Genomic DNA, 23,065 nt, shown 5'->3' on the forward strand with positions numbered 1-23,065 from the left:
ACAGGTTATCTGGAACGAGCCTTGCGCGCGGCATAGCGCGCGTCCCGCGCTGCCTTCTGCTGCTCCGCGAGGGCAATGGCCGCGGCCTTTTCCTCGCGCACACGGGTCTCCTCGGCGAGAGCCTCGGCCGCCGCGCGCTCCTTCATCTCCGCAGCGAGCCGAATCCGCTCCGCGGCTTCGGCCTGCGCCTTGGCGAGCTTCTCCGCCTGGAGCTGGGATTTCCGCTCGCGGCGGAGCTCACCGGCCGCCTTCTGCTCCGCCAGGCGCTGGATGACTTCGGGGTCGTCCAGGCGAGGCCGCTGCGAGAAGCGGCTGAGCATCTTCTGGCGCGCCTGGTTGGCGGCCTTCTCACGATCCTTGTGGTGGTCCTGCCATGCGGGCGCTGTCGCCAAGGGACATATCCTTCTGTGTTGTTGGGTGTTGGGCGCGGGGGCCGTCAGCCGATCAGATCGAGGACGATCTGGCGAAGCTCGCTCTGCGAGAAGCTGGTGACGTCGGCCGGGCGCGCCGGCTCCTTCTCAGGCTGGCGCTGTGGCTGGCGCTGAGAATGGGCAAGGGAAAGGGAATGAGTGTGCATGTACGAATGTGGGGCAGTGCCGGACGATCCGGGCCTGCCCGTCTTCCTTCTTTGAGACTTCGGACCGAGGCCCTGACCGGGTCCCTCGGATCAATATTGCGAGATGGGGGCGATCGATGGCTTCCGTGGAAGCGCGGCGGCAGCCCGTGCCGAACAAACTTGATCGGTTGTATATGGTTTCATGCAAGCGCCGCTGCAAGGACTTTCTTGGCCTGGGCGCGCTTGCCCGCGATCAGGCAGGCGGCGGAAGGCCCGCGAGCCCCAGCACGATGGGGAAGTGGCAGCCCGCTGCGATGAGCACCAGCGCATGCCAGATGGCGTTGTGGAAGGGCAGGCGTGTCCAGAGATGCGCGACGACGCCGACGCTGTAGAGGAGGCCGCCGGCCAGCAGCAGCGATGAGTCCCTCGCGCTCAGCACTTCCGCCAGGGGCGCGACCATCATGAAGCCCAGCCATCCCAGCGCCAGGTAGGCGCCGATCGCGGCGCGCTCGAAGCGGCCGGGGGCGAAGAGCTTCAGCGATGCGCCCGCGAGTGCGCCGGACCAGATCACGGCGAAGAAGGTCCAGCCCAGCTGCCCGCCGATAGCCAGCAGGGCGAGCGGCGACACCGTGCCGGCGATCATCGCGAAGATGGCCGCATGGTCCCATCGCCGCAGCCTCGCCTTCCACTGGCCCGTGGGCGCCGTGTTGTAGAGCGCCGAGCAGACGAAGGTGGCGAGCAGCCCCGCTGAGTACAGGCCGATGCCCACCCCTCCGGAAATCCCGATGCCTGGCCGCGCTGCGATGGCCAGCGCGACGCAGGCCAGGATCGCCGTGGCAACTCCCAGGAGATGGATGGCGCCATCGACGCCCCGCTCAGCGGGCGTCGGCCGGGCCATGGCGGCGTTGGGCAGCAGGAAGGACACGCCGCAGCATGCCGCAAGGCAAAAGCAGGGGATAGCGTTGATCTGCGGAGCAGCGGGATTCAGCCGGCGCCAAGCCGTGCCGGCCGGCCGCGTCAGTCCGCGAAATCCGGCTGCTCCTTCATCAGCTGCCGTTTGATGCTCTCCAGGTGCAGGAACGCGCTTTCGCGGTCGCCCTCTCGCATCTGGGCGTAGGTGGCGCGGGCCACGTCCTCCGGCACGGGCTTCAGCGGGCGGCCCGTCGCCATGGCGAGGCGCTGCACCTCCGCCGCGCGCTCCAGATAGTAGAGGTCGTCCCAGGCCTCGGCGATGGTGGGGCCCACCACCATCACGCCGTGGTTCTTCATGAAGACGATATCCGCATCGCCCAGCGATTCCGCGATGCGGTCGCCCTCGCGCTCATCCAGCGCCAGGCCATTATAATCTTCGTCCACCAGCGTGCGGCCGTAGAACTTCAGCGCTGTCTGCCCGGCCCAGACCAGCGGCGGTCCCTCCAGCATCGAGAGGGCGGTGGCGTTGGGCATATGCGTGTGGAAGGCCGCCTTGGCGCGCGCATGCTTCATGTGCAGCCGCGCGTGGATGTAGAAGGCGGTCGCTTCCGGCACGCCGTTCCCCGCCACCACGCGGCCCTGGAAATCGCAGATCACGAGGTTCGATGCCGTCACCTCGGCGAAGGCGTAGCCGTAGGGATTCACCAGCATCAGGTCGTCGCGCCCGGGCACGACGAGGCTGAAGTGATTGCAGATGCCCTCCTGCAGGCCGAGCTTCGCGGCCATGCGGAAGCAGGCGGCGAGATCGACGCGCGCCTGCCGGATTTCCGGCAGGTCGAGATCGGAATTGCGGAGCAGGGCAGGGGCGGAGGATGCGAGCGCGTGGGCCATGCGGCGCAAATTGCCGCCGCGCGCGCCATGGGGCAAGGCATGGGTTTGACGGCATCGCGGACCGCCGCCATGGTTCGCCGCAACAACAACCATGTGTTGAGGATCGTCCCATGCTCGTCTCTCGCCGCCCGCTGGGCCGCGCCTTCCTGGCCGGCGCCGGCTTCGCCATCGTCGGCCGTGCGCAGGCGCAGGCGCGCACGGTGCTCCGGCTGGGCTGGACGACGGGCGACGGCGCGAACGACCCCTATGCGACCGGCGCGCGCTTCTTCAAGGAAGAGGCCGAGAAGCGCTCCAACGGCCGGCTGGACGTGCAGCTCTTCCCCAACCGCGCGCTGGGCGACGAGCGGCCGATGCTGGACGGCATGCGCCTCGGCACCGTGGATATGGGCGTCATCACGAATGCCGTGATCGCGCAGGTGGAGCCGGCGTTCCAGATCAACGACATGCCCTTCCTCTTCGCCGACGAGGCGGCCGCGCAGCGCGGCCTGGACGGGGCGATGGGCAACAGCCTCGCGCAGCGGCTGGAGACGCGCGGCGTCGTCAACCTCGGCTACATGGAGGGCGGCTTCCGGCAGATGATCAACAACGTCCGCCCCATCGTGCATCCGGCGGATCTGCGCGGCGTGAAGTTCCGCGTGCTGCAGAGCCCGATCTATGTGGGCATGTACACCGCGCTCGGCGGTACGGCCGTGCCGATGGCCTGGGGCGAGACCTTCACCGCCGTGCAGCAGGGCACCGTGGATGGGCTGGAGATCCCGCTCGCGGTCATCGATGCCAACCGGTACAACGAGGTGACGAAGTATCTCTCGCTCACCAACCACATCTATTCGATGATCGCGCTGCTCATCGCCAAGCGCAGCTTCGACCGCCTGCCCGCCGACCTGAAGCAGGTGGTGCGCGACGCCGGCATCGCGGCGACGGCGGCGCAGCGCGCAGCCTCCATCCGCAACGCCCGCGCCATCGCCGAAGGGCTTCGCGGCAAGGGGATGGCAGTGAACACCATCGCCAACCCCGCCGAGTTCCGCCAGGCCGTGCTGCCCATGTACGAGCAGTTCCGCGGCGCCATCGGCGCCGACGTCGTGCAGGAAGCCCTGGCGGCGTCGCGCTCGTGAAAGCCATCGCGGCGGGCCTCGGCGCGCTCGCCGCGCTGCTGCGCTGGAGCCTGATCGTTGCCACGGCGGCGATGCTCGTGCTCATCTTCCTGCAGGTGGTGATGCGCTACGTCTTCTCCCACGCGCTGGCGTGGTCGGAGGAGCTGGCGCTGCTCGCCTTCTCCTGGGCGACGATGGGCGGGCTCGCGCTCGGCGTGCGCGAGGGCTTCCACGTGCGGCTCACCTTGCTGACAGACCGCTTCCCGCCGCGGGCAGCGGTGGCGTGGGAGGCCGGCGTGAACCTGCTGACGGCCGCGCTCGGCGCCTATCTCGCCTGGTCGGGGCTGCGCTTCATGGAGTTCACGGCGGGCAGCACCTCGGCCGCCATGGAATATCCCATCGAGATCCTGAACGTGATGGCACCCATCGCCGGCGGCCTCGTCTGCCTCTTCGCGCTGGGACGCATCGCGCTGCCCGCGCCGCCGCCCGTCGCGACCGCCGAGGCATGAGCGTCACCTTCCTCCTGACCGGCGGCTTCGCCGCGCTGGTCATCTGCGCCGTGCCCTTCGCCATCGCCATCGCGCTGGTGACCATGGGCTCGCTGGCGGTGGCGGATATCGAGCCCGCCTTCCTCGCGCAGCAGTTCATCGCGGGCTCGCAATCCTTCAGCCTGCTCGCCATCCCGCTCTTCATGCTGGCGGGCGAGATCATGACGGCGGGCGGGCTTTCGCAACGGCTGGTGGACGTGGCGTCCACGCTGGTGCGGCACCGCACGGGCGGGCTCGCCATCGTGACCGTGCTGGCGGCGCTGGTCTTCTCCGCCATCTCGGGCTCGGCGCCCGCGACCACGGCGGCCATCGGCGGGATCATGATCCCGGCCATGGTGAGGGCGGGCTACGACAAGGCTTTCGCCGCCTCCATCGCGGTGTCCGCCGGCGTGCTGGGGCCGCTGATCCCGCCCTCCATCGCCTTCGTGATCTGGGGGATCGTCGCCGAGCAATCCATCGGGCGGCTTTTCCTGTCGGGCGTGATCCCGGGCCTGGCCATCGGCGCCGGCCTCATCGGCATCTGCTGGTTCCATGCGCGGCGCCATGGCGTGCCCAGGCAGGCGGCCGCGAGCTGGGGCGAGGTCTGGCGCGCGGTGAATGCGGGCAAGTGGGCGCTGCTCTCCCCGGTCTTCGTGCTGGGCGGCATCTATGGCGGCGTCTTCACGCCGACCGAGGCGGCCGCCATGTCCTGCGTCTATGCGCTGGTGGTGGGGCTGCTGGGCGGCACGCTGAGCCTGCGCGCGATGCCGGAGCTCTTCATCCGCTCCGCGCGGACGAGCGCGATGGTGACCTCGATCATCGCGGTCTCGGTCGGCTTCGGCGTGCTGGTGGCGCAGGAGCGGATCGCGGTCGATTTCGCGGCCTGGATGGCCGATAGCCTGGGCAACAAGTGGCTGGCGCTGGCCTCGCTGAACCTGGCCTTCTTCCTGCTGGCGGCCGTGATGGACGAGATCGCCATCATGGTGGTGCTGGGGCCGATGCTGATCGCCATCGCGCAGCGCTTCGGGGTGGACCCGGTGCATTTCGGCGCGATCATCGTGACGAACGTCGCGATCGGCATGGCGGCGCCGCCGATCGGCTACTGCCTGTTCGTGGGCATGGCGATCAGCGGGCTCTCGCTGGCGCGGATCGCGCGGGCGATCTGGCCGCAGATCATCGTGATGCTGATCGTGCTGATGCTGACGACCTACATCCCCGGCTTCGCGCTTCTCCTGCAGCCGAGATAGGCGGCTAATCCTCCTCGACCGTCATGCGGATGCGGTTCGAGAGCGCGGTCATGTCGAAGGGCTTCGTGACGACCTGCATCCCCGGGTCCAGGTGCCCGTGGCTGATGACCGCGTTCTCGGCGTAGCCCGTCACGAAGATGACCTTCAGCCCGGGCCGCAGCTCGCGCGCCGCATCGGCGACCTGGCGGCCATTCATGCCGTTCGGCAGCCCGACATCCGTCACCAGCAGATCGATCGGCACACCGGAGCGCAGCAGCTTCAGTGCGCGCGGGCCGTCCCCCGCTTCGAGCGGGGTGTAGCCGAGATCGGCCACGAGCCCCACGATCAGCATGCGGATCAGGGGCTCGTCATCCACGATGAGGATGGTCTTCTGCGAGGTCGCGGCCGGGGAGATCTCCGGCTCCAGCGCCATCTCGGCCGTGGCTTCGGCGTGGTGGCGGGGCAGGTAGATGCAGACCATCGTGCCCTTGCCGACCTCCGAGTAGATCCGCACCTGCCCGCCGGACTGGCGCGCGAAGCCGTAGATCATCGAGAGGCCGAGGCCCGTGCCCACGCCGATGGGCTTCGTCGTGAAGAAGGGGTCGAAGGCCTTGGCGATCACGTCGGGCGTCATGCCGGTGCCCGTGTCGGACACGCACATGGAGACGTACTGCCCCGCCGGCAGGTCGCGCTGCCGCGCGCTGCGGTCGTCCAGCCAGCGATTGCCCGTCTCGATGGTGATCTTGCCGCCGTCGGGCATGGCGTCGCGCGCATTGAGGCAGAGGTTGAGCAGCGCGTTCTCGAGCTGGTTGGGGTCCACCAGCGTCGGCCACAGGCCGCCCTTGGCCACCGTCTCGACCTCGATCTGCGGGCCCACGGTGCGCTGGATCAGCTCCTCCATGCTGGCGACGAGGCGGTTCACGTCCGTCGGCCGTGGATCGAGCGTCTGCCGGCGGGAGAAGGCGAGCAGCCGGTGCGTCAGCGCCGCCGCGCGCTTGGCCGCGCCCTGCGCGCCGATGATGTAGCGGTCCAGCTCGCCGATGCGGCCCTGCTGGATGCGCGTCTGCATCATGTCGAGCGAGCCGGAGATGCCCGCGAGCAGGTTGTTGAAATCATGCGCCAGCCCGCCGGTGAGCTGCCCCACCGCCTCCATCTTCTGGGACTGGCGCAGCGCTTCCTCGGCGGCCATCAGCTCGGCCGTCTTTTCCGCCACGCGCTGCTCGAGCGTCTCGTTGAGGCGGCGAAGCATCTCCATCGCGCGGTCGCGCTCGGCCTCCAGCTTGCGGCGGTCGTCGATGTCGAGCAGCACGCCGGGAAACTGGATCGCGCGGCCGTCGGCGCCCTTGTCCACATGGCCGTTGGCTTCCAGCCAGGAATAGCTGCCATCCGCGCGGCGGGTCCGGTACTGGTGGGCGTAGGGCCCGCCGCGTTCGACCGCCTGCCGGATGGCGGCGTCGAGGCCGGGGCGGTCGTCGGGATGCACCCTTTCGAGGACCTGGGCCATCGTGAAGCCGCGGCTCGCCAGCGCGGGGTCCAGCCCGAAGGCGCGCGCGAAGGCCTCGTCTGCCGTAAGGCGGTCGTTCGGAATGTCCCAGAGCCAGGTGCCGACGATGGCCCCGGCGGCGAGCGCGAGCTGCACGCGCTGCACCGCCTCCCGCGCCACGGCTTCGCTGGCATGGAGCGCGGCCTCGGCCCGCTTGCGATGGGTGATGTCGCGGAACAGGACGGAGACCTGGTGGAGGGAGGCGGGCTCCACCCGGGCGGCCGAGACTTCGATATGGCGGCCGGCGTCGCGGAACTCGCGCTCGAAGCGGAGGGGCTTTCCGGTCCGCAGCACCTCGCCGTAGAGATCGACCCAGGCGGCGCCGTCGCTGGGCGCCACGTCGTAGACCGTCTTGCCCACGATGTCCGCGATGCCGGTGTGGCGCGCGTAGCCGCTATTGGCCTCGATATGGCGGTAGTCGCTGAGGGGGCCGCGCGGGCCGTCGATGAACTCGATGATGCAGAAGCCGTCGTCGATGGCTTCGAACAGCGCGCGGTAGCGCGCCTCGCTGCGGGCCAGGGCATCGGCGGGAGATTCCGGCGCCGGGGGGGCGTGGGTCACGGGCTGGGGGCTCTGCGTCACGGGTGTTGTGATGATGCCTAACGTGGCAGGGCCGGAAAGGTCGCCCGGCCTGTTTTGCCCGAAGGCGGGCCGGGGTGGAACCGTTTCCCGGCGGGCCCATCTTCCCGCCAGGTCACAGGGAAGGACAGGAAATGCCCCGGAACACGATCTGCCTCTGGTACGATAAGGAGGCCGAGGCCGCCGCGCGCTTCTATGCCGGCGTCTTCCCCGGCAGCGCCGTGACGGCGGTGCATCGCGCCCCCAGCGACTATCCCGCCGGCAAGGCCGGCGACGTGCTGACGGTGGAGTTCACCGTGGCGGGCATCCCTTGCCTCGGCCTCAATGGCGGGCCCGCCTTCACGCATAGCGAGGCCTTTTCCTTCCAGATCTCGACCGAGGACCAGGAGGAGACGGACCGCTACTGGAACGCCATCACCGGCAATGGCGGGCAGGAGAGCGCCTGCGGCTGGTGCAAGGACCGCTGGGGGATTTCCTGGCAGATCACGCCGCGCGTGCTGACCGAGGCGCTGGCGGCCGGCGGCGAGGAGGCCCGGCGTGCCTTCGAGGCGATGATGGAGATGGGGAAGATCGACGTGGCGGCGATCGAGAGGGCGCGCCGGGGGTGAGCGGCGGGGCGCCGCGCGATGCGGGGCGCCCTTCTTCCTACTGGCGGCCGTGATGGAACGAGATCGCCATCATGGTGGTGCTGGGGCCGATGCTGATCGCCATCGCGCAGCGCTTTGGGGTGGACCCGGTGCATTTCGGCGCGGTCATCGTAACGAACGTCGCGATCGGCATGGCGGCGCCGCCGATCGGCTACTGCCTTCGTGGGGATGGCGATCAGCGGCCTCTCGCTGGCGCGGATCGCGCGGGCGATCTGGCCGCAGATCGTGGTGATGCTGATCGTGCTGATGCTGACCACGTATATTCCGGGGTTCGCGTTGTTGTTGCAGCCGAGGTAGGGGCGGTGAACTACCGGGTATGGAGTGATCTATTGGAGCCGAGGCCGATATGTCCACTTCTAAAGATATATTTAAGAATGGAAGATTCCATAGCATGAATAAAAGGAAGATTATAACTATTTCCTGAGAATGATATTGATGGATCATCGCAGAAATTTGTAATTTCTCGTTCGAAGGAGGCTTCCGCTCAAGGAGACTGTCCTCTTTAATGGTCCGCAGCGTGTTCGTGCATATCGAATAACAAGAGGGGGCAACCCTGCCTGCAAATATCATAACCGAGACGATTGCGCTTTTGGGGCACTGGGCCAATGATGTTGCGGCCGAACTCCGACCAAGCGGCGTCTATGTGTTCGGCAGTCTGATCTACCGTGACGGGGAGCAGTTTAGCCATAAGAGCGACGTCGATCTCGTCGTCGTGATGCCCGAACTCCCGGACGGTGTCGATCGCGCCAAGTGGATCGAACGATTGCTTGCAAAGAAGATCGAGCTCGAGGATAGGCTGGGTCGTCTATTGCGGCGGGACCGACAGGAGCTCATATGCAGCGTGGTCGCGGCAACCGCGCTTGAGGTTGCAGCTGACGCTCACAAGGACGGTACTTCAGAATTCTTTACAGTCAATGTATTTTACGATCTGCTCGAGGGCAAGTTAATTGACGGCTTACCGAGCGCTGGTAGCCGAAAGATTGCTGAGCGACTAGTGTTGGGATGTGTGAGGTTCGCGCAGAAGCAGCGCAACGTCTATCTCGCTGCCAACGCACTCGGCGATGAGGCGCTCAAACCTTTCGACGATCGCGAGGATCCAGCTCCAAAAGCGATCATGCGCCACGCCGCCATGGTACAATATCTCGAGGACGATGGCGACGGTGATCCAGGGGCAGAGTACGACGTAAATGTCGGCGCCGACTGCCTGACCATGATGCTTCATGACCGACGTGCCCAACTTGGTGACCTAAGCCGTCGGTACGCCACACGCCGCAGAGGGCGGGGCGAACCCGGTCCACTAAGTTCGAGTGACCAACTGCTGCTGTCGGAACTGGTTTTGGACGCTGCGATCAGGCTCGAGGCCCGGGCGGCTGCAATTGCGGCCGAGCCGAAGCGACCGTCGCTAGAGGGTGAGCACAGTACCATCCTGTTCGCTAAGCGTTTCGCCGACGCGTTTCCTGGGGTCCGGGGTATCGAGTGGTTCGATGATCCCGCCGACATACAGCAGCGACTAGAGATACTGTTGAAGCAGCCGCTCGAGTTCGAAGATGGAACCCCCATCTGGTGGACGCGAGGCAACTGCAACTTGCACATCAGTTCCGCCTCAATGTCGGGTGGCATCCTTGTGATGAACGACGATGAGATGCGAATTCGACGGATCGCCGCGGTTAACTCTGCATCATACAAATATAGCTTTGTTTTGCTTGATATCGCGCCGCTGCCGCCTACCGGTATTTATAAAAATACAGAAAATCACATCGCTGAGATTGGGTTGGGACAAGGCCCCTTTTCTTATTTTTGGGAGGAATATGGCATCGTTGACGGCAAGTATTTCATTACCCGCGGCGAGTTAGACGACGGCTCGGCGAAGATCGACGGAAAGCTGCAGTCGGTGACTGGACGGATCTCCTTCCGGAGTCGCTACGTCACCGACTACAATCGCGTCATCTGTGGTGGAGGGGCGCCAATCATGGATCTGAGCTACGATGATCACCTGGAGCGTCACTTGAACGCAATGCTGCGCGGTGATGACCGCCTGGAGGAAATCGTCAAAGAGACTGCTCGTCTGCCCACCGGCCGCTTCTAGGCGAGGGCAATGTTGCAGCCTTCAAGCAGCTAGCCAGCACCGTCCTCACGGCCGCTCGGCCGATTGGCATATTCGTCATGACTTGGTGGTTCCGTTGAACCTTTACGAGCGAGTGTCGGTTTCCGTTGTCAATTTCGAACAGCCAGAAGGATCATGATGGGCCGAAGCGGACCTCACTCCACTCCCACTCCTACCCATCCTCCCCTAAAACCCAGCCCATGAACCCCACCACCAACCAGCGCATCAACGGCACCCGCCTCTGGGACACCCTCATGGCGATGGCCGAGATCGGCGCCACGCCCAAGGGCGGCGTGAAGCGCCTCACCCTCACCGAGGTCGACAAGGCCGGCCGCCAGCGCTTCACCGAATGGTGCGAGGCCATCGGCCTCACCGTCCGCGTGGATGCCATCGGCAACATGTTTGGCCGGCGAGAGGGCCGCGACCCCACGCGCAAGCCCGTCCTCCTCGGCAGCCATCTCGACAGCCAGCCCACCGGGGGAAAATTCGACGGCGCGCTGGGCGTGATCGCCGGCCTCGAGGTCATGCGCACGCTCAACGACCTCAACATCCAGACCGAAGCCCCCATCGAGCTCGTGAACTGGACGGATGAGGAAGGCAGCCGCTTCGGCCACTCCCTCATGGGCAGCGGCGTCTGGGCCGGCGTCTACGACCAGGCCAAGACCTATGCCCTGAAGGATCTCGACGGCATCACCGTCGGCGAGGCGCTGGATGCCATCGGCTACAAGGGCCCGCACCCCGCCAGGCCCTTCCCGGCCGACGCCTATTTCGAACTGCACATCGAGCAGGGCCCCTTCCTGGAGCGCGAGGGTAAGCAGATCGGCATCGTCACCGGCGCCCAGGCGCAGGTCTGGTACGACGCCGTGATCACCGGCCAGGACGCGCATGCCGGCACCACGCCCCCCTCCACCCGCAAGGACGCGCTGGTGGCCGCCGCCCGCGTGATCGCCAAGGTGGACGAGATGATGCGCGCCCGCGGCGACGACGGCCGCGGCACGGTGGGCCGCCTGCAGGTCTTCCCCAACAGCTGCAACGTCGTCCCCGGCGAGGTCCGCTTCAGCATCGAGTTCCGCCACCCCGACGGCGCCGAGATCGAGGGCATCGCCAAGTCCTTCCCGGCAGCGGCGAAGGCGCTGGTGGAGGCCACCGGCTGTTCGCTGGAGCTGAAGGAGCTCTTCGTCATCCCCGCCCAGCCCTTCGACAAGGAATGCGTGGACCTCGTGCGCCAGGCGGCCGCGCGGCTGGGCTATCCGGCGCGCGAAATCATCTCGGGCGCGGGGCATGACGCGGTCTATGTGGCGCGGCTGATCCCCACGGCGATGATCTTCACCCCCTGCAAGGACGGCCTCAGCCACAACGAGGCCGAGAGCATCCTGCCGGAGGAGGCGGAGGCCGGCTGCCAGGTGCTGTTCGAAGCGGTGGTCGCCCGCGCGAACAGGTGAGCGCCATCCGCCGCCCGAGGGTCAATTGAAGCAAGTCACATGGATCTGGCGCATCGGCACGCCGCCGATGGTCGCCGGGGTCTGCTGCACGGTCGGTTCGCTGCCGCGGCGCGGCTGGCCGTTGGCGAGGGTGCAGTAGATCGTCGCGGTATTGCCGATGATGAGGCCGTAGGTCTCGCCCCGGATCAGCGTGACGGCGCTCTGCGCGAAGGCGGCCGAGCCCGCGAGGATGGCGCCGGCGGCGAGGCCCGCCCAGAAATGCGCGCGATGTCGTGGCATGCTTCTCTCCCTTCCCAGGCCGGCAGGGTAGGGGGAGCGCGCGGGCCTTCGCCAAGTGAAAGCGCCGAACCGCGCCATCGGCCGGGCCGATGGCAGGAGCGGCCTCAAAAGATCAGCGAGTCCGAAGGGAAGCCAAGGCGGCGGAGGCCGCCGCCCGGCGTCGAGGCGCTAAGGAATCAGAGCGCCGCCAGAACGCTTTCCGCGTTGCTGACTTCGAAGGCGCCCGGCGCCTCGACGGCGATGTGCGTGACCACGCCATCCTTCGCCACCAGGGCGAAGCGCTGCACGCGGACGCCGAGGCCCCGCGCCGTCAGGTCGAACTCCAGGCCGAGCGCCTTGGTGAAGGCCGCGCCGCCATCGGCCAGCATCACCACCTCGTCCTTCACGCCCTGGTCCTTGCGCCAGGCACCCATGACGAAGACGTCGTTCACCGCCATGCAGGCCACGGTGTCCACGCCCTTGGCCGTGAAGGCGGCGGCGTTGGTGATGAAGCCGGGAAGGTGCTTGGCCGAGCAGGTCGGCGTGAAGGCGCCGGGGACGCCGAAGAGCACGACGGTCTTGCCGGCGAAGAGCTCATCGGTCGTGACCTCCTTCGGGCCATCGGCCGTGGCTTCCATCAGCTTGGCCGAGGGGATCTTGTCGCCGACCTTGATCGTCATACGCGTTGCCTCCGAATGAGTGAGGCCGGGAGCATCCGCGATTTCCGGGGGCCTGTCACGCTTGCGCCCGCCCGCCCTCGCGGCCACATGATGCGCCATGGGACAGCAAGACAAGGACGCGGCGCCCCCCGCCGCCCCGACCAGCCTCGCAGGGCAGCTCCTGGTGGCCATGCCCAACATGCGGGACCCGAATTTCGCGGGCAGCCTCATCTGCCTCTGCGCCCATTCGGAAGGCGGGGCGATGGGCCTCATCCTCAACCAGCCGATCCCGACCCTGAGCTTCGAGGGCCTGTTGCGCCAGGTGGGGGTGGAGCCGCAGCCGCCGCAGCGCGTCATTCGCCTGGTCAACGGCGGCCCGGTCGAGGAAAGCCGCGGCTTCGTCCTGCACAGCGACGAGTGGAAGACCGAAGGCTCGCTGCCCGTCGAAGGCGGCTACGCGCTCACCGCCAGCATCGACATCCTCAAGGCGATCGCCTCCGGGGGCGGCCCCCGCCAGGGCGTGCTGGCGCTCGGCTATGCCGGCTGGGGCGCGGGCCAGCTGGAGAACGAGCTGCTGCGCAACGACTGGCTCTGCGTCGAGGCCGACGAGGACCTGCTCTTCGGCGGCGAGGACGAGACGCGCTGGGCCCGTGCCATGGCCAAGCTGAAGATCGACCCGGGCCTGCTGTCCGGCGAAGCCGGGCACGCGTAACCCGCGCCCGGCCTCCGGGGGCGGAAACTAGGTTCTTCTCACATTCCAGAAGGCGACGATGCCTTCCAGCACGCCGGTGATGCTTTTCCGGTAGGCCGTCTTGCTGAAGTACTGGCCCGTCGGCAGGTAGGTCGCCTGCTGCAGGATCTCGCGCTGGAAGTCGGACGCGATGCGCTTCTGGCTGTCCAGGTCCGGCGCGTCGATCCAGGCCATGCGCAGTTCCTCGGCCCTCGGCGCATTGGGCCAGCCGAACCACGCATTCTCGCCGTTCGAGCGCAGCACCTGGTAGCCGAGAGGGTTCACGCTATCGATGCCGAACCAGGTGGTGTGGAACATGCTCCACCCGCCCTTGTCGATCGGCTCCTTGCTCGCGCGCCGCTGCACGACGGAGCCCCAGTCCATCACCTGGAAGTCGACATTCATGCCGAGCTTCTTCAGCAGGTCGTGCCCGACCTCGGAGAGCGCGGTCAGCGCCGGCTGGTCGGAGGCGCCCATGAGCACCACGCGCTCCCCATTGTAGCCGGCCTCGCGCAGCTCCCGCTTCGAGCGCTCGATGTCGCGGGGGCGGGTGATGATCTCCATGCCCGCGTCGTTTGCGAGCGGCGTGCCGGGGGTGAAGATGCCGACATTGTCGCGGTAGATGCCGGGCTCCGTCCCCGCGGCCGCGATCATGAAGTCGGCCTGGGACATGGCGCCCACCACGGCGCGGCGGATCGCGGGGTTGTTGAAGGGCGGGTGCAGGCAGTTGAAGATGCCGCTGCCCACGGTGCCGAGCGGGCTCGCATTGTCCATCTGGATATCTCGCGAGCGGCGGAGGAGGGGAATCAGGTCGTTCGGGGGGTTCTCCCACCAGTCGATCTCGCCGTTGGCGAGCGCCGCAGCCTTGGTCGCGGCGTCGGGCATCACGGTCCATTCCACGCGGTCGAAATGCGCGATCTTCGGCCCGCCGGACCAGGCGATGGGCTGGTCGGCGCGCGGCTTGTAGTCGGCGAAGCGCTCATAGACCACGCGGGCGCCGACCACGCGCTCGTCCGGCTTCCAGCGGAAGGGGCCGGAGCCCACGACCTCGCGGATCTGGGTGAAGGGGTCGGTGCCGTTCGCGATGCGCTCGGGCATGATGAAGAGCGCGGAAGGGCCGATCTTCGCCAAGGTGTGCAGCATCGGCCCGTAGGGGCGGTTGAGGCGGATGACGAAGGTGCGGTCGTCCGGCGTCGTCATCTCCGCCAGGCGCGCCATCATCGCCTGGCCGAGCGAATCCCGCGCCGCCCAGCGCTTGATGGAGGCGATGCAGTCGGCGCCGCGCACCGGCGTGCCGTCATGGAACCTCAGCCCCTCCCGCAGGCGGAAGGTCCAGCGCCTGTTGTCGTCCTCGAGGGTGTGGCCCTCGATCATCTGGGGCGTGGGGTTCAGGTTGGCGTCGTAGCCGTAGAGCTGGTCGTAGACCAGCAGCGCGTGGTTGCGCGTCACATAGGCCGTGGTGATCACCGGATCGATGACCGTGAGGTCGGATTGCGGCACGAACCGCACCACGCGGGAATTCGCGGGCTGCGCGAAGGCGGGCGCGGCGAGGGTGGAAGCCCCGGCGGCGAGCAGGCTACGGCGATGCATGAAACTCTCCCAGCCATTCAGAGGATGACGGCCGGGACTGGCGTGGCGCGCTTCGGCGCTCGGCGGGCATGAGACAGGGCGGATGCGCGGCATGCAACAAGCTTCGCGGGCCAGGGGTATATTCACTTTTTGTTCTTGACGTGCCTGGGCATGGAAGGCAGGGTTCGTCGTGAACAGACAGAGAACACGGTCATGCCCGACGGTGCTCATTATCCCCTGGCCCAAAAGGGCCGCGGCGCGGTCTCCAACCCCCATGTGCGTTTCGAGACGCAGGTGGCGGAAGCCTTCGACGACGGCTGGGGCTCGCTGGTCGAGGACATCCCGCCGCTGCGCACGGAGCTGACGCGCGAGGCCGCGAAATCGGCGCTGACCTACAATGACAGCCCGGATATCGGCTTCGACCGCTCGCTCAACCCCTATCGGGGCTGCGAGCACGGCTGCGTCTATTGCTTCGCCCGGCCGAGCCACGCCTATGTCGGTCTGTCGCCCGGCCTCGATTTCGAGACCAAGATCCTCTTCAAGCCCGACATGCCCGAGATCCTGGCGCGGGAGCTCTCCAAGCCCGGCTACGTGCCGAAGCCGGTGACGCTGGGCGCCAACACGGACCCCTACCAGCCGGTGGAGCGCACCCAGGGCCTGACGCGCCGTATCCTGGAGGTGCTGGAGCGCTTCAACCACCCGCTGAGCATCGTGACCAAGGGGGCCGGCGTGCTGCGGGACCTCGATATCCTCGCGCGCATGGCCAAGAAGAACCTGGTGCGGGTCTGCGTCTCCATTACCACGCTGGATGCGCGGCTGGCCCGGGTGATGGAGCCCCGCGCCGCGAGCCCGGTGCGGCGGCTGGAAGCGGTGCGCCAGCTTTCCGCGGCCGGCGTGCCGGTGGCGGTGCTGGCCGCGCCCATGATCCCCGGCATCAACGACGCCGAGCTGGAGCGCATCGTGGAGGCGAGCGCCCGCGCGGGGGCGGACAGCGCGGGCTATGTGCTGCTGCGCCTGCCGCACGAGCTGAAGCAGATTTTCGAGGAATGGCTGCACCAGCACTTCCCCGACCGCGCGGCCAAGGTGCTGGCGCTGGTGCGGCAGACGCGCGGCGGCAAGCTCTACGACAGCACCTTCGGCCAGCGGCAGTCGGGCGAGGGCGTCTATGCCGGCGTGCTGGGGCAGCGCTTCCAGCTGGCGGTGAAGCGTGCCGGGATCGGCCAGCGGATGTGGGCGAAGCCGCTGGATTGCTCGCAGTTCAACGGGCGGGCGGACGACCGGCAGCTGGCGCTGCTGTAGCGCGGCCCGGCCTCAGCAGCATTTGCTCTGGGGCGCGCAGCAGGCGGGGGCCGCCTCCTGTTCGGCACGATGCCGCGGCTTGCAGATGGCCGGCCGCGCGGCGAGCCGCAGCAGAACCCGGTCCGCCTCGATCGAGACGGTGCCGGCATCGAAGACCTGCATCGGCTCCCCCGCCGGCCCGACCTCGAAGGTCAGCCGTGCGGAGGGGTCGAGCGCCACGCGCTGCGCCACCTTGTCGAGGATCGCCAGAAAGCGGCCGACGGTCATGTGCTCGGGCGTCTTTTCCGACGCAGGCAGATCCTCCACCTGCAGGATCGTCTCGCGCCAGGAATCGGGATTTCCGCCGCAGTCGAGCGTCACGAAGCTGCCCGCCTTCACCTCGGTGACGTGATAGCCCGGCTGGATCAGCCGGCCGCCATAGGAGATCACGAGCTTCCGCCCCTCATGGGCGGCCAGCAGGCCCAGGAACGCGCCGAGCGACGCATCGCCGTGGAGATCCAGCGTGAGGGGAAGGGCAGGGGCATTCATCACGGAGCCTCTTTCATTTCGATGTCTCTTGAGATATTGAGATGAACCATGAACGAAACGCAAGCCCTCGAATCGCTCTCCGCCCTGGCGCAGGAAACCCGCCTGCGCATCGTGCGCCTGTTGGTCCGTTCCGGGCCCGACGGCATGCCCGCCGGTGCGATCGGCGAGGAGCTGGAGGCCGCCTCCTCGCGCCTCTCCTTCCATCTCAGCCATCTGGAGCAGTCCGGGCTGGTCCGGTCCCGCCGCGAGGGCAGGTCGATCCGCTACTCGGCCAGCTTCGACGCGCTCTCGGGGCTGATCGCTTTCCTGATGCGGGATTGCTGCCAGGGGCGGCCCGAGGTCTGCGCGCCCGCCGTCGCGGCGCTCTCGGCCTGCGCCTGCCCGCCGGTGGAGGCCGGGGCATGAGCGCGACCATCTACCACAACCCGGATTGCGGCACCTCGCGCAACACGCTGGCGCTGATCCGCAACAGCGGGGTCGAGCCGCGGGTCATCGAGTATCTCAAGACCCCGCCTTCCCGTACCGAGCTGCTGGCGCTGATCGCGCGCATGGGCATCTCCGTGCGTGACCTGCTGCGGGAAAAGGGCACGCCCTATGCGGAGCTCGGCCTCGGCGACCCTGCCCTGACGGACGACCAGCTGCTCGACGCCATGATGGCGCACCCCATCCTCATCAACCGCCCCATCGTCGTGACGCCCAAGGGCGTGCGCCTGTGCCGGCCGTCCGAGGCGGTTCTCGACCTGCTGCCGCCGCAGCTCGGCGCCTTCGCCAAGGAGGACGGGGAAGTCGTGGTGGACGCATCCGGCCGGCGGCCCGCCCCGTGAGCGACGCCGCGCTGTCGCCGGCAAGGCCGGCCGCGCCCGCCATGGGCCTCTTCGAACGCTACCTGACGCTCTGGGTCGCGCTCTGCATCCTGGCCGGGATCCTGCTGGGGCAGGCGGTGCCGGGCCTCTTCCATGCGCTGGGCGACGCGACCGTGGCGGAGGTGAACCTGCCCGTCGCGGTGCTGGTCTGGCTGATGATCGTGCCGATGCTGCTCAAGATCGACTTGGCCGCCCTCGGCCAGGTCGGGGCGCACTGGAAGGGGATCGCCGCGACGGTCGGCGTGAACTGGCTGGTGAAGCCCTTCTCCATGGCGCTGCTGGGCTGGCTCTTCATCGGCACGCTCTTCCGGCCCTGGCTGCCGGCCGACCAGATCGACAGCTACATGGCCGGGCTGATCCTGCTGGCGGCGGCGCCCTGCACGGCCATGGTCTTCGTCTGGTCCAACCTGGTGGAGGGCGAGCCCCATTTCACGCTGGGGCAGGTCGCGCTCAACGACCTCATCATGGTGGTGGCCTTCGCGCCGGTGGTGGGGCTGCTGCTGGGGCTCTCGGCCATCACGGTGCCGTGGGACACGCTGCTGCTCTCGGTGGTGCTCTACATCGTGGTGCCGGTGATCGTGGCGCAGCTCTGGCGCCGGTCGCTGCTGGCGCGGGGCGGGCCGGCGCGGCTGGAGGCCACGCTGCGGCGCCTCGGCCCCTGGTCGCTGCTCGCGCTGCTGGCGACGCTGGTGCTGCTCTTCGGCCTGCAGGGCGAGCAGATCATCCGCCAGCCGGCCGTGATCGCGCTGCTGGCCGTGCCGATCCTGATCCAGGTCTATTTCAACGCGGGGCTGGCCTACTGGCTCAACCGGAAGCTCGGCGTCGAATGGTGCGTGGCCGGGCCCTCGGCGCTGATCGGGGCAAGCAACTTCTTCGAGCTCGCGGTCGCGACGGCCATCGCGCTCTTCGGCTTCCAGTCCGGCGCGGCGCTGGCGACGGTGGTGGGCGTGCTGATCGAGGTGCCGGTGATGCTTTCCGTCGTTCACATCGTGCGGCGAACGAGGGGGTGGTACGAGCGGGGGGCGGGTTTTCGTTGAAGATATAGGATAATTGTCTTATATCCCGACGATGGCCTCGCTCCGCATCCCCCACTCCCCACTCACCGATGCCCAATGGGCCGCCCTCCGCGCCCTTCTCCCCCACACTTCCGCCAGCGGCCGCCCCTGCGACCGCCGCGCCCAGCTCGACGCCATCTTCCGCGTTGCCGCCACCGACGGCCCCTGGCGCGAACTCCCGCCCGGATACGGCAACCCCGCCAGCGTCGCGCGCTGCTTCCGCCGCCTCACCCATGCGGGCCTGTGGGAACGTCTTCTTAGAACTCTCGCGGCGAGCCCGCCCGGCCATCCGCTCCACTCCCTCACGCGCATCATCTGCCGCGCGACCCGCCGCGCCATCCGCCTCCGGGGCCTTCCGCTCATCGTCCTGGCCCGGCGCCTCAAGCTGACCCGCGCTTTGCCGGCCCCGCCCTGGATGTGTCCCGATCCGGATTTGTCCGAAAAGCTCTTCGCCATGCCGATTCCGCGCGACATTCCGCGGACGCGCGGGCAGTTGAACGCCGTCCTCGGCTATCTGAAGTCGCTCGGGAAATGCATCGGCGTCGCGGGCGGGCGCCGCCGCATCCCGCGCATGATCAAGGCGATCTGGGTATGAGCGCCTTACCCCGTGCCGGGGATATACCCCGGCCAGTAAGGCCCGCTCCCCGCCGGCCGCGCCCCGAAGATGGACTGGCCCACGCGCACGATGGTGGCGCCCTCCTCGATGGCCGCCTCGTAGTCGCCGGACATGCCCATCGACAGGTGCTCCAGCCCCGTCTCGTCCCTGAGGCGGCGCAGGATGCGGAAGCATTCCCGCACCTTGGCCATGTCCTGGCTGAAGATGGCGAGCGTCATCAGCCCGCGCGGCCTCAGGCGGGGAAACTCGCCCAGCCGCTTCACGAAATCCGCGACTTCCGCCGGCTCCAGCCCGAACTTGCTCTCCTCGCTCGAGGTATTGGCCTGCACGAAGACGTCGAGGTCGCGCCCCTCCGCCTCGAGGCGCCGGTTCAGCTCGGCCGCGAGCTTCAGGCTGTCCAGCGCGTGGAACTCCACGGCGAAGCGGGCGAGATACTTGGCCTTGTTGGACTGCAGGTGCCCCACGATGCTCCAGCGGATCGGCAGGTCCGCCAGCGCCTCGGTCTTGCCCACGGCCTCCTGGATCTTGTTCTCGCCCATCTCCCCCATGCCGGCCGCGTAGGCGAGGCGCAGGATGTGCGGCGGCACGGTCTTGGTGATGGGCAGCAGCCGCACCCCGGCGGGGTCGCGCCCGGCGCGGGCGCAGGCGGCGGCGATGCGGGCGCGCACATCGGCCAGGTTGGCCGCGAAGCTCGCCTGCGGGTCCTCGCCGAAGCGGGCCCGGTCCTCAGCGCTCGGCATTCAGGGCGTCACCAGCCGGCGCACGGCGGCGACCATGTCCGCGCGGTCCCAGGCGGCGTCGCCTTCGAGCCGCGCCCGCTCCCGGCCCGCGCGGTCCACGATCACGGTGGTCGGCAGGCCGCGCGCGCCCAGGGCCCGGGCGCCGGCGCCGCGCGGGTCCAGCCAGATGCCGAGGCCCGTCAGCCCCACGCGCTGGTAGAAGGCCTCCACCACCGGCTTGCCGCCCCGGTCGGAGGAAAGGGGCAGCACGGCCACCCGATCTGCGGCGAGGGCGGCGGCCAGCTTCTCCAGGGCCGGCATCTCGGCCACGCAGGGCGGGCACCAGGTGGCCCAGAAGTTCAGGACCAGCCCCTGGCCGGCGAAATCGGCGGCGGTCTTCTCGTTTCCGTCGGCGTCCTGGAAGGTGAAGGGCGCCAGGGGCTTGGTGTCCTCGCGCAGGCGCTCCGGGCCGGCCGCAGCCAGCGCGGCTTGCGTCGCCATAATGGCGGGGGCTACGAGCATGCCAGCCCGGGTCAGCCTGCGGCGCGACATCAGCACGGAAGCGGTACTCCCTTGTCCATTCCCAACGACACGAACACCAACCAGCAATGGGGCGGCCGCTTCGCCGAAGGCCCCTGGGCCATCATGCAGGCCATCAATGCCTCGATCGGCTTCGATGCCAAGATGTGGCGCCAGGATATCAACGGCAGCCTGGCCCATGCGGCCATGCTGGCGCATGTGGGGATCATCTCCTCGGCTGACGAGGCCGCGATCAAGGAGGGCCTCGCCGCCATCGCCCAGGAGATCGAGGCCGGCGGCTTCGAATGGTCCGAGGCGCTGGAAGACGTCCACATGAACATCGAGGCCCGCCTGACCGAGCGCATCGGCGAGGCCGGCAAGCGCCTGCACACCGCGCGCAGCCGCAACGACCAGGTGGCCACCGACTTCCGCCTCTGGACGCGCGACGCGATGGACGGGCTGGCGGCGCAGATGCTCGATTGCGTGAAGGCCCTGGTCGCCCGCGCCGAGGAGCATGCGGGCACCATCATGCCCGGCTACACCCACCTGCAGCCCGCGCAGCCCACCACCTTCGGCCACCACATGCTGGCCTATGCCGAGATGCTCTGGCGCGACCGGGGCCGCATGCTCGATGCCCGCGCGCGGCTGAACGAGTGCCCGCTGGGCTCGGCCGCCATGTGCGGCACGGGCTTCCCGATCGACCGGCACGAGACGGCGAAGGCCCTGGGCTTCGACCGGCCCACGCGCAACAGCCTGGACGGCGTCGGCAGCCGCGACTTCGCGATGGAGTTCCTGGCCGCCTGCGCGATCTGCGCCACGCATCTCTCGCGCCTCGCCGAGGAGATCGTGATCTGGACCAACCCGTCCTTCGGCTTCGTGAAGCTGAGCGACGGGCTGACGACCGGCAGCTCCATCATGCCGCAGAAGCGCAACCCCGACGCGGCCGAGCTGGTGCGCGGCAAGACGGGGCGCATGACGGGCAACCTCGTGGGCCTGCTGACGGTGGTGAAGGGCCTGGCCCTGACCTATGCGAAGGACCTGCAGGAGGACAAGGAAGGCGTCTTCGACTCGGCCGAGAACCTGACCCTCTGCCTCGCCGCCACGGCCGCGATGGTGCGCGACATGCAGCCCAACATCGCGAAGATGGCGGCGGCGGCGGGCGAGGGCTTCTCCACCGCGACGGACCTCGCCGACTGGCTAGTGCGCGAGCTGAAGCTGCCGTTCCGCGACGCCCACCACGTCACGGGCCGGCTGGTCGCCAAGGCGGAAGGGATGGGCGTGGACCTCTCGGGCCTCACCATCGTGGAGATGCGCGAGGTGGAGCCCCGGATCGACGAGAGCGTCTTTGGCGTGCTGAGCCCGGCGGCCTCGGTGGCTTCCCGCCGTTCCTATGGCGGCACCGCCCCCGACAACGTGCGGGCCATGGTGAAGGAATGGAAGGAGCGACTGGCATGAGGTCCGCGCTGATCCTGCTGGCGGCTGTGTCCCTGGCGGGCTGCGGGCGCGTCGGCCCGCCCCGGCCCCCGGGCCCGCAGGAGGCCATCACCTACCCGCGCAGCTACCCGGCCCCGACGGCCGAGGATCGCGAGGTCGCGCGGACGCGCGCGCTGGGCATTCCGCCCGGCGTGGCGCCGCGATGATGTTGACTCTGCGGGCGCCTGCGACTATTTCGGCGCCTCCCCGGGGCAGGCGTCGTCTGCCCCGTATCCTTTCTTGTCTTTCGTGAGTCCGCGTCATGAAGATCCGCAACAGCCTGAAGTCCGCCAAGGCGCGCGACAAGAACTGCGTCGTGGTGCGCCGCCGTGGCCGCCTCTACGTGCTGAACAAGAAGAACCCCCGCTTCAAGGCGCGCCAGGGCTAAACCCCTGCCGCCCGGTGCTTTTGCCGGGCGGGTCGCATCCCCATATCGCGCGGCATGATCGCCACCGCATCCCTGCCGCGCCCGGGATTCCTCAAGCGGCGTTTCCTCGCCTTCCGGCGGGAAGCCCTTCTTCTCTGGTTCGCATTTCGCCATCCGGCGACGCCCTGGCATCTCAGGGCCGCGAGCCTGGCCGCCGGCCTCTATCTCCTCAGCCCGATCGACCTCGTGCCGGTCACCGTGCCCCTCCTGGGCGTGGTGGACGACCTGCTGATCGTGCCGCTGGCCGTCTCGCTCATCGCCGGCGCGCTGCCGGCGGCGGTGGAGGCCGATTCGGCGCGCCGGGCCGATGCCGCGATCGCGCGCTGGCTGCGCCGCCCGCTGGTGGCCGCGGCGGCGATCGGCACGGCGCTGCTGGCGATATGGCTGGGCGTGCTGGTGCTGCTCTGGCAATGGCTCGCCGGCTAGCGCGGGAGCCAGACCTCGCTGCCGACGGCGCCGCCGAGCCCTTGCGTCCAGCGGCCCACGAGCCGGCCATCCGGCTGCACTTCGTAGGACGCCACGCCGACCTCGTTGCTCAGCACGTAGCCCACCACAAGCGTGTTGCGCATGGTCAAGCCCACGCCGCGCGCCGTCTCGCCCCCCACCCGCCAGGTGACGCGCCAGGTCTGCGGCCCGGTCGGCTGAAGGTTGACCGCGCCGACATAGGTCGTGCCATCGGCGCCGCGCCCTTCCACCGCGTAGGCGCCTGCGCGCTGGGCGGCGGCGGGCAGGGCGCCGGCGAGGATGGTCGCGGCCAGGGCGAAGCGGAGCATGTCGGTTCCTTCCATGTCGGGCGGCCGCTTGCACCCCGCGCCCCCCGGCGACATCTTTT

At 68.5% G+C, this 23,065-nt stretch carries 30 protein-coding genes; 17 read left to right on the plus strand and 13 right to left on the minus strand.

Going from position 1 to position 23,065, the window contains the following annotated elements:
- Positions 1 to 5: 5 nt before the first annotated feature.
- From WJM96_RS03505 to WJM96_RS03520, 4 genes are all read right to left on the minus strand, one after another.
- Positions 6 to 392 (minus strand): DUF6481 family protein, encoded by a 387-nt coding sequence (locus WJM96_RS03505; protein WP_424811035.1) that lies wholly within the window; start codon positions 390 to 392, stop codon positions 6 to 8.
- Between the two features lie 44 nt (positions 393 to 436).
- Positions 437 to 577, minus strand: coding sequence for a hypothetical protein (locus WJM96_RS03510; protein WP_424811037.1), 141 nt, complete (start codon positions 575 to 577; stop codon positions 437 to 439).
- A gap of 232 nt (positions 578 to 809) precedes the next feature.
- Positions 810 to 1,481, minus strand: coding sequence for a PAQR family membrane homeostasis protein TrhA (gene trhA / locus WJM96_RS03515; RefSeq protein WP_424811038.1), 672 nt, complete (start codon positions 1,479 to 1,481; stop codon positions 810 to 812).
- Between the two features lie 92 nt (positions 1,482 to 1,573).
- Positions 1,574 to 2,359, minus strand: coding sequence for an aldolase (locus WJM96_RS03520; protein WP_424811039.1), 786 nt, complete (start codon positions 2,357 to 2,359; stop codon positions 1,574 to 1,576).
- Between the two features lie 110 nt (positions 2,360 to 2,469).
- On the opposite strand from WJM96_RS03520, the gene WJM96_RS03525 reads away from it, so the two are divergent.
- From WJM96_RS03525 to WJM96_RS03535, 3 genes are read left to right on the plus strand one after another with little or no spacing between them, the layout of a single operon-like run.
- Positions 2,470 to 3,471 carry a TRAP transporter substrate-binding protein gene (locus tag WJM96_RS03525; protein ID WP_424811040.1) on the plus strand — a complete coding sequence of 334 codons (1,002 nt, stop codon included), beginning with the start codon at positions 2,470 to 2,472 and terminating at the stop codon, positions 3,469 to 3,471.
- A complete protein-coding gene (locus WJM96_RS03530) occupies positions 3,468 to 3,959 on the plus strand; it encodes a TRAP transporter small permease (protein WP_424811041.1) in 492 nt (163 codons plus the stop codon). The genes WJM96_RS03525 and WJM96_RS03530 overlap by 4 nt, the downstream gene beginning before the upstream one ends.
- Positions 3,956 to 5,224 carry a TRAP transporter large permease gene (locus WJM96_RS03535; protein ID WP_424811042.1) on the plus strand — a complete coding sequence of 423 codons (1,269 nt, stop codon included), beginning with the start codon at positions 3,956 to 3,958 and terminating at the stop codon, positions 5,222 to 5,224. The genes WJM96_RS03530 and WJM96_RS03535 overlap by 4 nt, the downstream gene beginning before the upstream one ends.
- A 4-nt stretch (positions 5,225 to 5,228) precedes the next feature.
- Here WJM96_RS03535 and WJM96_RS03540 read toward each other — a convergent pair whose 3' ends face one another.
- On the minus strand, positions 5,229 to 7,307 hold the full coding sequence (locus tag WJM96_RS03540; protein ID WP_424811043.1) for an ATP-binding protein: 2,079 nt from the start codon (positions 7,305 to 7,307) through the stop codon (positions 5,229 to 5,231).
- 152 nt (positions 7,308 to 7,459) lie between these two features.
- Between WJM96_RS03540 and WJM96_RS03545 the strand changes: the two genes are divergently transcribed.
- Complete coding sequence (locus WJM96_RS03545) at positions 7,460 to 7,933, plus strand: VOC family protein (protein WP_424811044.1); 474 nt, start codon at positions 7,460 to 7,462, stop codon at positions 7,931 to 7,933.
- A 37-nt stretch (positions 7,934 to 7,970) separates the two neighbouring features.
- On the opposite strand, the gene WJM96_RS03550 is transcribed toward WJM96_RS03545, so the two are convergent.
- Positions 7,971 to 8,105, minus strand: coding sequence for a hypothetical protein (locus WJM96_RS03550; RefSeq protein WP_424811838.1), 135 nt, complete (start codon positions 8,103 to 8,105; stop codon positions 7,971 to 7,973).
- On the opposite strand from WJM96_RS03550, the gene WJM96_RS03555 reads away from it, so the two are divergent.
- From WJM96_RS03555 to WJM96_RS03565, 3 genes are all read left to right on the plus strand, one after another.
- Positions 8,053 to 8,367, plus strand: coding sequence for a hypothetical protein (locus WJM96_RS03555; protein WP_424811818.1), 315 nt, complete (start codon positions 8,053 to 8,055; stop codon positions 8,365 to 8,367). The genes WJM96_RS03550 and WJM96_RS03555 overlap by 53 nt on opposite strands.
- Before the next feature lie 194 nt (positions 8,368 to 8,561).
- Positions 8,562 to 10,058 (plus strand): hypothetical protein, encoded by a 1,497-nt coding sequence (locus tag WJM96_RS03560; protein ID WP_424811045.1) that lies wholly within the window; start codon positions 8,562 to 8,564, stop codon positions 10,056 to 10,058.
- 218 nt (positions 10,059 to 10,276) lie between these two features.
- Entirely contained in the window at positions 10,277 to 11,518 is a 1,242-nt protein-coding gene (locus WJM96_RS03565) for a Zn-dependent hydrolase (protein WP_424811046.1), read from the plus strand.
- 21 nt (positions 11,519 to 11,539) lie between these two features.
- Here the strand turns inward: WJM96_RS03565 and WJM96_RS03570 are convergent, their stop codons facing one another.
- The gene (locus WJM96_RS03570; protein WP_424811047.1) at positions 11,540 to 11,797 is read right to left on the minus strand and encodes a hypothetical protein; all 258 of its coding nucleotides are present in this window, start codon (positions 11,795 to 11,797) and stop codon (positions 11,540 to 11,542) included.
- 176 nt (positions 11,798 to 11,973) lie between these two features.
- On the minus strand, positions 11,974 to 12,456 hold the full coding sequence (locus tag WJM96_RS03575; protein WP_424811048.1) for a peroxiredoxin: 483 nt from the start codon (positions 12,454 to 12,456) through the stop codon (positions 11,974 to 11,976).
- Between the two features lie 97 nt (positions 12,457 to 12,553).
- Here WJM96_RS03575 and WJM96_RS03580 point away from each other — a divergent pair, with 97 nt between their 5' ends.
- Complete coding sequence (locus tag WJM96_RS03580) at positions 12,554 to 13,147, plus strand: YqgE/AlgH family protein (RefSeq protein ID WP_424811049.1); 594 nt, start codon at positions 12,554 to 12,556, stop codon at positions 13,145 to 13,147.
- 27 nt (positions 13,148 to 13,174) lie between these two features.
- Here the strand turns inward: WJM96_RS03580 and WJM96_RS03585 are convergent, their stop codons facing one another.
- Positions 13,175 to 14,755 (minus strand): ABC transporter substrate-binding protein, encoded by a 1,581-nt coding sequence (locus tag WJM96_RS03585; RefSeq protein ID WP_424811050.1) that lies wholly within the window; start codon positions 14,753 to 14,755, stop codon positions 13,175 to 13,177.
- Positions 14,756 to 14,947: 192 nt separating this feature from the next.
- Here WJM96_RS03585 and WJM96_RS03590 point away from each other — a divergent pair, with 192 nt between their 5' ends.
- Complete coding sequence (locus WJM96_RS03590) at positions 14,948 to 16,033, plus strand: PA0069 family radical SAM protein (RefSeq protein WP_424811051.1); 1,086 nt, start codon at positions 14,948 to 14,950, stop codon at positions 16,031 to 16,033.
- A 12-nt stretch (positions 16,034 to 16,045) separates the two neighbouring features.
- Here WJM96_RS03590 and WJM96_RS03595 read toward each other — a convergent pair whose 3' ends face one another.
- Positions 16,046 to 16,561: a DUF6428 family protein gene (locus WJM96_RS03595; RefSeq protein ID WP_424811052.1), complete on the minus strand. Its 516-nt coding sequence runs from the start codon at positions 16,559 to 16,561 to the stop codon at positions 16,046 to 16,048.
- 48 nt (positions 16,562 to 16,609) lie between these two features.
- Between WJM96_RS03595 and WJM96_RS03600 the strand changes: the two genes are divergently transcribed.
- From WJM96_RS03600 to WJM96_RS03615, 4 genes are read left to right on the plus strand one after another with little or no spacing between them, the layout of a single operon-like run.
- Positions 16,610 to 16,966, plus strand: a complete 357-nt coding sequence (locus WJM96_RS03600) for an ArsR/SmtB family transcription factor (RefSeq protein ID WP_424811053.1) — start codon at positions 16,610 to 16,612, stop codon at positions 16,964 to 16,966.
- Positions 16,963 to 17,385, plus strand: a complete 423-nt coding sequence (gene arsC / locus WJM96_RS03605) for an arsenate reductase (glutaredoxin) (protein ID WP_424811054.1) — start codon at positions 16,963 to 16,965, stop codon at positions 17,383 to 17,385. Before WJM96_RS03600 ends, arsC begins: the two co-directional genes overlap by 4 nt.
- Positions 17,386 to 17,426: 41 nt before the next feature.
- Positions 17,427 to 18,461, plus strand: coding sequence for an ACR3 family arsenite efflux transporter (gene arsB / locus WJM96_RS03610; protein ID WP_424811819.1), 1,035 nt, complete (start codon positions 17,427 to 17,429; stop codon positions 18,459 to 18,461).
- Between the two features lie 31 nt (positions 18,462 to 18,492).
- Positions 18,493 to 19,074: a transposase gene (locus WJM96_RS03615; RefSeq protein WP_424811055.1), complete on the plus strand. Its 582-nt coding sequence runs from the start codon at positions 18,493 to 18,495 to the stop codon at positions 19,072 to 19,074.
- 5 nt (positions 19,075 to 19,079) lie between these two features.
- On the opposite strand, the gene WJM96_RS03620 is transcribed toward WJM96_RS03615, so the two are convergent.
- Both WJM96_RS03620 and WJM96_RS03625 read right to left on the minus strand, forming a co-directional pair.
- On the minus strand, positions 19,080 to 19,835 hold the full coding sequence (locus WJM96_RS03620; protein WP_424811056.1) for a YggS family pyridoxal phosphate-dependent enzyme: 756 nt from the start codon (positions 19,833 to 19,835) through the stop codon (positions 19,080 to 19,082).
- Positions 19,836 to 20,315, minus strand: a complete 480-nt coding sequence (locus WJM96_RS03625; protein ID WP_424811057.1) for a TlpA family protein disulfide reductase — start codon at positions 20,313 to 20,315, stop codon at positions 19,836 to 19,838.
- A 144-nt stretch (positions 20,316 to 20,459) separates the two neighbouring features.
- On the opposite strand from WJM96_RS03625, the gene argH reads away from it, so the two are divergent.
- The 4 genes from argH (at position 20,460) to WJM96_RS03645 (ending at position 22,659) form a co-directional block, all read left to right on the plus strand.
- Positions 20,460 to 21,788 carry an argininosuccinate lyase gene (gene argH / locus WJM96_RS03630; protein WP_424811820.1) on the plus strand — a complete coding sequence of 443 codons (1,329 nt, stop codon included), beginning with the start codon at positions 20,460 to 20,462 and terminating at the stop codon, positions 21,786 to 21,788.
- Complete coding sequence (locus WJM96_RS03635) at positions 21,785 to 21,973, plus strand: lipoprotein (RefSeq protein ID WP_424811058.1); 189 nt, start codon at positions 21,785 to 21,787, stop codon at positions 21,971 to 21,973. Before argH ends, WJM96_RS03635 begins: the two co-directional genes overlap by 4 nt.
- A gap of 95 nt (positions 21,974 to 22,068) precedes the next feature.
- Complete coding sequence (gene ykgO / locus WJM96_RS03640) at positions 22,069 to 22,194, plus strand: type B 50S ribosomal protein L36 (RefSeq protein WP_424811059.1); 126 nt, start codon at positions 22,069 to 22,071, stop codon at positions 22,192 to 22,194.
- Between the two features lie 54 nt (positions 22,195 to 22,248).
- Positions 22,249 to 22,659 (plus strand): YkvA family protein, encoded by a 411-nt coding sequence (locus WJM96_RS03645; protein WP_424811060.1) that lies wholly within the window; start codon positions 22,249 to 22,251, stop codon positions 22,657 to 22,659.
- On the opposite strand, the gene WJM96_RS03650 is transcribed toward WJM96_RS03645, so the two are convergent.
- Positions 22,656 to 23,006 (minus strand): hypothetical protein, encoded by a 351-nt coding sequence (locus WJM96_RS03650; protein ID WP_424811061.1) that lies wholly within the window; start codon positions 23,004 to 23,006, stop codon positions 22,656 to 22,658. The two genes, WJM96_RS03645 and WJM96_RS03650, sit on opposite strands and share 4 nt — an antisense overlap.
- Positions 23,007 to 23,065 lie beyond the last annotated feature (59 nt).

The sequence above is a fragment of the Roseococcus sp. YIM B11640 genome (assembly GCF_049727625.1).
Lineage (GTDB): Bacteria > Pseudomonadota > Alphaproteobacteria > Acetobacterales > Acetobacteraceae > Roseococcus.